The sequence below is a fragment of the Mesorhizobium sp. GW821-FHT07A06 genome, from assembly GCF_059419085.1.
On the sequence record NZ_JBWKRC010000026.1, the window covers coordinates 1 to 7,979 of the forward strand.

Here is a 7,979-nt window from a genome sequence, read left to right on the forward strand (position 1 = left end):
CTCGGCGCGTTATCTGAACAGTCAAGCTGTCTCAGACGACGTTCCTCCTGTGGAACTGGCGAGGTTCGCGGGCATCTTCGGCCGGTCGGCCACGTGAGACAGTTTTTGGGTTGGCCGCTGCGGCTGGGGGCATCTTGCCTGTGCTTTCTGCCTCAGCGTTTCGCAGGCTTTGCGCTATTGCGGCTGATACCCCTCAATGCGCGTCAGCAGTTCACTTTCCACCCAGCCTCTGTCCCACTCGGTTGACCATCCGGGGCAGCCACCTGTCTCGCCCGGAAAGTGAACCATCTCGTGAAGGAGACTGTCAGCGTCAACGCGTCTTGTGCGCTACAGGATCGAAAACCCCCGCACGCCAAAGACGATTCGCTGTCCGGTAACGAGCTGAACCTCCAGAATGGGCCCGCTTTCATCTCTGTGCTGGATTGGGGGACCGGCGACAAGGAGATTGTTCTTCAAGATCTCGTGCCAAATGCTGGGGAAATCCGCGCCGCTACGGCGTGCGGCGTTGCATGCCTGTAGGAGCTTGCTTGCCTCGTCGTCGAATTGTCTTCTCTTCATGTGCTCCGCGCCACTACCCCATGGCAAGATATCTGCTTAGGACAGAGCGCGCTCATTGATCCAGATCAATGCGGAATTGAAAGTCGCTGATTCAGCGCTGACGGCGAGCCCGTTCGATCACCTCTCCGTCGCCTTGTGACGGGGCGCCTATGCGGCGCCCCTCTCGGGATGTTGGCGAGCACTCGCCTGCCGGGCGTGCATCCAGTCGGCGATCTGCTGCGCCTTGCTCGCGGCGGTGAAGATGGCGCGCTTGTCGGAGCGGAGCACCTCGAGCCAGGAGGCGATATAGCGGGCGTGATCGGGCCGCGGCTCGACGCTGAGGTTGAGGTCGGCGCAGATCATGGCGCTGAGAAGCTCGACCGTGCATTCCTCCATGGCATAGGCGGCCGAGCCAAACCGTCCGGTGAGATCGCGGTCGAGGCGGTGCCTGGCGCCGGAAGCGTGCCCGCATTCGTGGAGCAGCACGGCGTAATAGGCAACGGCGTCCCGGAAACAGGCGAACTCGGGCATCTGCACGTGATCCCTGGAGGGGATGTAACAGGCCCGCGAGCCGCCGTGGCGGATGTCGATGCTCAGCGCCGCGCAGAAGCGCTCGGCGCGCTCGATCCGCTCGGCCTCGGGCAGCAGCGGCACTGTGGGTGGCGTATAGCCGTCGACCTGCGTGCAGTTGAAGACTGTGTAGCCGCGGGCGAACATGCGCCGGGCGGGATCGTCGCGGTCCTCGTCGCCGTCCTGGGCGTCCGCCGCGCCGTGGCGATCGGCGATCTTCCAGAACACGACGAGGTGGCCGCGCTCGCCCTTGCGAACCTGAGCGCCGAGTTCATGCCATTGGCGATAGGTGCCCCAGATGCCGGCGGGATAAGCGGCCGCGTGCGCCGCAGCCCAAAGGGAGATGACGTTGACGCCGCGATAGGCCTTGCCTGAAGCGATATTGACGGGTGTGGTGATGGCCGCTCCGTCCTGATGCCAGGGCATCCGGTAGTTGCCGGCGCCGGCCTCGATGGCGGCAATGATCTGGTTGGTGACGCGCTCGTAGATATCGTTGACGGTCCGGGCCTGGCTGTTGCGATCGGTGGTCATCGGTGCCTCCTGTGCTCGCCCTCTCCGTCGAGGGCGAAGCGGCAGGGGCAGACGCGGCGAGCCGGGCCGTCACACCCTGTTCTCGGTTACTGGTGCGGAACAGGGTTGAAGGGCCGGCAGCGTCTGCCACAACCGAGCCCTGCCTCGACGGGCGAGCTCAGGAGACGTTGGCCATGACCGATGGTCGCAGGACCGGCCGGCAGTGAGGAATTGCGTGGCTCTCAGCCAGCGCCGTCTCGCGACCGGCGCCCCAGCGCAACGACCTTGGCCTCATTCGATCGCGCCAGTTCATCCTGCAAGCCGGCAATCACCGCATCACGCTCGGCGACCTGCAACGTCAGCACCTGGATATGCTGCGCAAGCGTGCGGGTGAGCGCGCGCAGTTCGGCCATCCCGGCACCACGCACGGCGCGGAGCTCGGCTTCGAGGGAGCGGACGCGGTCCTTCAGTGCTTGAGGAGATGATCGCCGGTGGCGGGCTTCGGCAGCACGAAACTCGGCGAGAAGATCGACCGCACGGTTCGCCGTTGCCCGGCTGACGCTGGCCTCGCGCGCCAGGTTGGAGACGGTGAGCGCGCCGTCGGTGCGCTCGGGCCGACCGTCGAGCAACCTTGCCATGGCCGCCCTCAACGCAGCCTCGCTCTTCGGACCCAGAGCGATCATGCATCATCGTCCATGAGAGGCGCGATCAGCCGACGCTTGCGTTCGTTGTCCTTCATGATCGCTGTGCGCTGAAGCAGTGACAGGCGACGATCGGCAAGCAGCGCTTCGCCTTCGGCGATTGAGGCCTGCCAGGGCTCGCGATGCCGGACGGTCAAGCAGGCGTTCGGGCAGCGATCAGGGCTGCATCGGGACAAGGCCGGCGCCGGTCGCTCGGTCTCCGGCGCTTCCGTAAGGCAAAGCGCAGTCGCGGCTTCGAACAGGCAGTCGTTGAGGAAACCCACGTGCAAGGTCCGGCCGAGATGGGCCAGCATCGTGCGCAGCCGCTTGCGGTCCATGACCCGGCCGGGAAAATCGCCAAGCTCGTCCTGCACGCGAGCGAACTCCCGTCGCAACCGCGCAGCACCCGGTCCGGCGGGGCCTTCACACCGAAGAAAGGCCTCGTAATGGACGACGATATCGTCGAGCTGGCCGAGTGCGCGCTCACGCTCGACGGCGAGGCGGAAGTCGGCCTGGGCCGATCCGGCATAGCCCTCGAACATGGCGACGGAGGCGTGTTTGTACTGGATCTTGCCGGCGACGGTGCCGAACGGCCGATTGGCGATGTACCAGGCGATCGTGCGGCGCAATTGCCGCGTCGTGAACTTCCAGGGTTCGTCTGCGATGCGCGGGATCGCCGGAGTGTCGGCGGCGCGCGCATCCAGGCCGTCGCGGAACAGGTTGAGCGTCATGGTCGCGCCCATGCCGAGATGGTCAGCGCTCCAGGGCCAGTCCTTCAGCGCCACCCACAGGGATGACAGCCCCTTCTCCCGGCGATTGCGTTCGGAGAGAACCTCCATTACCGCGACGGCCCGGGCGACGGGTTCGATCGTGATCCAGTCGGCCGTGACGCCGCGCGCGCCATGACGTTTGTAGACGGTGCTGCGCACCCGGTAGCGCTCGACCAGGCCGTCAGCGCTGCGCACCGCCGACACGCAACCCGGCTGCATGGCCTGCACCTCGCTGTCGCGCATGCCGGTGAGATAGGCACAGACCACATAGCAAGCGCCTTGCAGCATGCGCTCCTCGCGGGCGAGGCTGAGGGCGTCGAAGCGCTCGCGCCATGGCAAGCCGGTGTCGGGATCGCTCGAGATTGGCGTGTCGAGGCCGCCAACCTCGATCCCGAGTTCGGCAGCCGCTTCGTCGATCAGCTGTGCGGTCCGATCGGACTGGCTTACGCGACCGCTCTCGGGAGCGCCAGCATGCAGGCGCATCAGGTGGAGATTGTAGGGCGGGATCACCTGGCCGGTCAGCGGATCAATCCGGCGGGCGGCGTTGGGCGCGCGCTCCCAGATCGGCACACCCCGGCCGGCGGCCCGGCGCGCGTCGAGCCACTTCGCCACGCGGGAGCGATAGGTCTTGGCGATGGCCCGTTCGGTCCGTGTGTCCCGCGCGATCAACCGGGCGCAGCGGGCTTCCAGAGCGTCCAGCTCGGCTCGCGCCGCGAGAATATCGGACGCGTAGACTTCGACATATTTGAGCGCCCAACGCAGCATGGCGCCGATGATCGGCTCGGGAATGCGCGGCGTGGCGTTCTCGGCGGGCGCCGGCGGACGGCCGGCAACGCGGTGAGCCGCGCGCCCACGCCAGGGAAGAAAACCGATCCCGCCGCCGGTCAGCCATGGCGACAGGTGATGCAGGTCAATCGGCACCTCGACATACTTCACCGTCTCATGGGGCGTTCGTCGCCCGCCGTCACGGGCATGGATGAGATAGGCGTTGAGCAAAGCCTGATCGACACGGCGGAGATCGACGGCGCCGGTCTGTGCGCCGAGGAACGCGGCAAAGTTCTGGACGTAGCGAAGCAGTCGGATCGCCGAGGTCGCGCCGCAGGGCGCCCGATATCCCGGCACATGGATGCGCAGCCGGGCGATCACATACTCCTTCGCGAGCCGCCGCGTCACCGGATCGGGGATGCGGGCGAAGTTCAGCCGGTAATTGGAATAGCGCGCGTTCACCCGGAAAATGGCAGCGCCCAAATCCCAGTGATCGTCACCGAAGCGAGGAAGCTGCGTGCTGTCGGCGTCCTCCCTGATCGGAATGCCAGCGAGCACCGGCTCGCCGTCGCCATAAATGACCGACGGCAGCGAGGCGTGCTGCGGCAGCTTGATCGGTGCCGGCATCATGGCGCACCCGCTTCGGGCGGCAGGTAGATGAGCGCCGCGTCCGAAGCGGCGACCTGACGAGCCCGCTCGATCTCGGCATCACTGAACCGGGGCAGGATCTGACCGGCGATACGGCCGTGAACGCGGCCGAACTTGGCCGCCCAGTCATGTTCGGTGAGCGCCTGCCGCTGCGCCCGGATGAAGGCAAGGAACGACAGGAGCGCAGGCAGCTTGCGGGCGGTGATCACCGCGTTGCTGCATTCAAGACAGCCCCAGAACGGCGATGGACAGGCCTCGCCTTCGGCGCTGAACGGGCTCTTGTAGAAGCCGCCGCAGCTGGCGAGCCATACGTCCTGCTCGCCGCTCAACAGGGACTGAATGCCAGCCGCTCCCGAGACTGGCAAACCGATGGCCTGGTCCGGATCGGCGCGGACGGCAGCTTCCTCGTCCGACGACAGGACGCACGGGAGCAGCGCAGCGTCGAGCGCATCGCTCATGGCGTCGGCGATCGTCGCTTCGTGCAGATGGCGAAGTGCGGGGATGTCGGCATAATGATTGGCCGCGACCGCGACGCTGTGGCCGACGGCGAAGCGATCGAGCTGACCGCCGGTGCGCCGGTACCATGCCGCCTTATGCGTTTTGCGCAGGCGCGTCAGGTTGAGACGGAACGGCCGGCTGCGCCCGTCGAGAATGCCGTGCCGCCCGGTCCACGAGACGACGACTTCCTTCATGCTGAGGATGCGTGGGGTCAACCGACCCCAGGCGCAGTGAACCCAGAGTGTGTCCGCGCCAAGCCGGCTTCTCGCCGGAGCGGTCCACTGCAGCACCTTGCGGATCAAGCCGCCCGGCGTCGAGGAACCGCCATCGCGCACGCGCAGCCGCTTCCACTCGGCGCCGCGCGCCCGTCGCTTGCAATACTCGATCTCGACATAGCCGCCGGACGGGTTCTTCAGGCAGTCGGCCCGCAAGCCCTTGATCGCTTCGATCTCCAGGCCGGTGTCGAGCGAGATTAGGACAATGAGCGGCACGAGATCGGCGGCGAGCAGGTGCCGGCGGCCGTGCAGACCGTGGATTAGGCGGTCATTCGGCAAATCGCTCTCACGGCGAAGCGTATAGAGCCGCTTGAAGAGAGGGTGTCGGTGCCCGATGATGCCTTCCGCATCGATCACCGCCATGGCCTGTTCGTGTGCCGTCGCCAGAGCGCGGCTCCGATCGGCATCGTCGATCGTCGGGATGCGATCGGCCTCGGCAAAGCGACGCATGATGGTGGTGAGATCGGCCCGAGCCGCGTTCCGCAATGCCCCGGCAACATCATCGCCATAGGCATCGCGCGGCCGTGCGCGCACGCCGGGCCGGTCACTCGTATACATCAATCGGCGCGAGGCATCGGACGGCAGATGGCCGGGCTCAGCAGCGTCGGCGAGCCGGAGCAGGTTGAGCACCTTGCTCATCCGGTGCAGCCGGTGATTGGGATGGAGGCCGCTCTCCTCCATCCAGCCATCGAAGCCGTCGATGCAGGCAGCACTCACGTCCGCAAGGCGTGCAACGCGCGGGCTGGCGAAATCGAGATAGCGCCAGAAAAGCTTGAGCGCATTGGCATAGGCGGAGGCTGTCGAGATCGAGCCCGCTGGACCGCCGACCTGGCAGGCGCGCCAGAGCGCGCCTGCAAAAGTCCGGGCCAATGCCGTTCGACCGCTCAGCGTCGTCAGGTCGATCGTGATGCTGCGATCCGCCAGTGTGACGGTGAAGCGGAGCGACGCGATCGCAGCATCGGCTTCGCCTTCCGGATCGGGCAACGCCTCGGGAAAGAGGGCACGGCGGCCCGGCCGCCGCACCGACGCAGCTACCGTGGTCATTCCACATCACCGGCCGTATCTTCGGCCCAGCGATCCGCCGCCGCATCGACCAGCTCCTGCGCTTCGGCGAGGCTGTCGAGATAAATGTAGGTGCTCGTCACGCTAGCGTGCCCCAGGAGGTGCTGGAGCTTTTGCAGCGGATCGCCGAGAATCCGGCGATAGACGGCGCCATGCCGATCCTGCGGATCGAACACCGATCCGATCTGCTCGCGGATCAGCATGGAGAGCATGTTGACGGCGAAGGTGTGCCGCAGGGTGTGCGGTGTCACGTCGAGATCAATGCCGAAGCGGCGGCAGCGGACACAGGCCCGGCGAAAGGCGGCTTCCCAGGTGGCCGAAGGCACAGGCTGGCCGCCTTCGGTGAGCCAGAGCAAGGCGTGCTGCGCCTTGCCAGGCGCACCGATCAGCACACGCCGGCGCTCGCCCGGCGTGAGCCGGTCGAGCCGGACCCGTTTGCCTGCCGCATCGACGACCTTCGTGCCATCCGGCGTCAACCAGAGCGGATCAGAAACCGAGGGTTCCGAGCGCGCGGACGAGACGGCGCGCTCAAGATCGATATAGTCGTTGATCATTGCCAACACGCGGCGGGGAATGCGAATGCGGCGCGGCCGTCCGCCCTTGGAGATCGGACCCGGAAGGTCAAACGGGACCGAGCACGACCCAGCATCCTTCGCGCGGGGAAGATCGGCCAGAAGCAGGCTCCCGCCTTCGGTCAGCCGCAATCCGGTCGTGACCAGCAGCTCCGCGAACAGTGCATTCCGTTCGCCATTGCGGCCTCGCCACGTCGGATCGTCCGTGCCGTTGGGCAGTCGGCCTATCAGCCCCACGTCGCGGAACAGCAGGTAGCGGCCGAGGTCGATGTAGCGCATATCGTGCCGCCGCGCCGCACGCTCGCGCGACCGGTTCATCGTAACGGCCAGCACGGCGTGCGTGCCCGCCGCCCTGCGAAGGGTGACGCCGTAGCTGAACGGCGAGGTCGTGATGATCCCTTCTTCGATGGCCCACCGATAAAGCTTGTCGAGTGCTGCGACACTCCGGTTCCAGCTCGCTGCCGAGTTACGGAACGCGGCATCCGATAGGCGGCGTGCCCTGTGAAAGGCCAGCACGTCATGACGATCTGCCCGCCAGACCGTCTTGCCGCCGCGCTGCTCGCCGAGAAAGCGCGCCCAGACGAGAATGTCCCGGGCGTAGGAGCGCCACGTGTTCGGCGAGCGCGCGCCCATGCCCGGACAGGCGCGGAAGAACCTGTTGAGATCGCGATCGTAACTCCCGTCATCCGCCAGGATGAAGGGCATGCCATCAATCAGCCCGGCGCGCTCGACCACGTCGAGTGTGCCGGGCGCGATGCCCACTGTGAGGTCGTTGATGGAAAGCGGGCGCGAAACAGCGCCAAGATCGGTAAAATACAACTGCACGCACGATACCTAAACGGAGCGCCTTCGGCGCAACTTCATTATTTTAGAATGCGAGGGGTTCCCCTCGCGCTCTCCCGCTCGCCGCGTGGCAGGGGTGCAGGACTTCGCCTGCACCCCATGAACAGCTTGTCGTGCCGCCGCCGCGTCAAGCGTTGTCCTCGCTACGCTGCGGGAACGCTTGACCCGGACGTCTGAAGAGCTTCACCGGAACAGTCGGTGGGGCGCCTCAATGCCTGATTCTGAGACAGGATTACAGAGTCAGGATAA

At 66.3% G+C, this 7,979-nt stretch carries 5 protein-coding genes; all 5 read right to left on the reverse strand.

Translation table 11 applies throughout. The features are described from left to right. Window positions 1-705: 705 nt before the first annotated feature. On the reverse strand, window positions 706-1,638 hold the full coding sequence (locus AC07SZ_RS35540) for an ArdC family protein (RefSeq protein ID WP_494917885.1): 933 nt from the start codon (window positions 1,636-1,638) through the stop codon (window positions 706-708). Window positions 1,639-1,859: 221 nt separating this feature from the next. Next, window positions 1,860-2,300 carry a hypothetical protein gene (locus tag AC07SZ_RS35545; RefSeq protein ID WP_494917886.1) on the reverse strand — a complete coding sequence of 147 codons (441 nt, stop codon included), beginning with the start codon at window positions 2,298-2,300 and terminating at the stop codon, window positions 1,860-1,862. Next, the gene (locus AC07SZ_RS35550; protein ID WP_494917887.1) at window positions 2,297-4,459 is read right to left on the reverse strand and encodes a hypothetical protein; all 2,163 of its coding nucleotides are present in this window, start codon (window positions 4,457-4,459) and stop codon (window positions 2,297-2,299) included. The genes AC07SZ_RS35545 and AC07SZ_RS35550 overlap by 4 nt, the downstream gene beginning before the upstream one ends. Further along, window positions 4,459-6,297, reverse strand: coding sequence for a site-specific integrase (locus tag AC07SZ_RS35555; RefSeq protein ID WP_494917888.1), 1,839 nt, complete (start codon window positions 6,295-6,297; stop codon window positions 4,459-4,461). Before AC07SZ_RS35555 ends, AC07SZ_RS35550 begins: the two co-directional genes overlap by 1 nt. Next, window positions 6,294-7,712 (reverse strand): tyrosine-type recombinase/integrase, encoded by a 1,419-nt coding sequence (locus tag AC07SZ_RS35560; protein ID WP_494917889.1) that lies wholly within the window; start codon window positions 7,710-7,712, stop codon window positions 6,294-6,296. Before AC07SZ_RS35560 ends, AC07SZ_RS35555 begins: the two co-directional genes overlap by 4 nt. Window positions 7,713-7,979: the final 267 nt, after the last annotated feature.

Coding starts and splice junctions, on each gene's coding strand:
- AC07SZ_RS35540 (WP_494917885.1), bottom strand. CDS start 1,638: ATGACCACCGATCGCAACAGCCAGGCCCGGACCGTCAACGATATCTAC.
- AC07SZ_RS35545 (WP_494917886.1), bottom strand. CDS start 2,300: ATGATCGCTCTGGGTCCGAAGAGCGAGGCTGCGTTGAGGGCGGCCATG.
- AC07SZ_RS35550 (WP_494917887.1), bottom strand. CDS start 4,459: ATGCCGGCACCGATCAAGCTGCCGCAGCACGCCTCGCTGCCGTCGGTC.
- AC07SZ_RS35555 (WP_494917888.1), bottom strand. CDS start 6,297: ATGACCACGGTAGCTGCGTCGGTGCGGCGGCCGGGCCGCCGTGCCCTC.